The sequence below is a fragment of the Pseudoalteromonas sp. Angola-7 genome (genome assembly GCF_028599255.1).
Lineage (GTDB): Bacteria > Pseudomonadota > Gammaproteobacteria > Enterobacterales > Alteromonadaceae > Pseudoalteromonas > Pseudoalteromonas atlantica.
The window spans coordinates 1-277 of sequence record NZ_JAQREL010000061.1; the positions used below are offsets into that span (position 1 = coordinate 1).

Below are 277 nucleotides of genomic sequence, written 5' to 3' on the forward strand. Positions count from 1 at the left end.
CACTATCATCGGCGCTGTTTCGTTTCACTACTGAGTTCGGCATGGGGTCAGGTGGGTCCAAAACGCTATGGTTACCAAGCAAATTTGGTGTCAGTCCGTTTTCACGTACCAACTAAATTTGGAAAATATCTGATAATATTTTTTAAGTCTAAGTATCTATCTACTTTAGCTATTAACTTCTGTCGCTTGTTTCTGTCACAAAACGCGTTTGGCGTTGTATGGTTAAGCCTCACGGGTAATTAGTACAAGTTAGCTTAATGGCTCACACCACTTCCAC

General features: G+C 41.2%; 1 rRNA gene. It reads right to left on the reverse strand.

Going from position 1 to position 277, the window contains the following annotated elements:
- A 5S ribosomal RNA gene (gene rrf / locus PSH50_RS21075) occupies positions 1–79 on the reverse strand; the annotation flags it as partial.
- Positions 80–277: the final 198 nt, after the last annotated feature.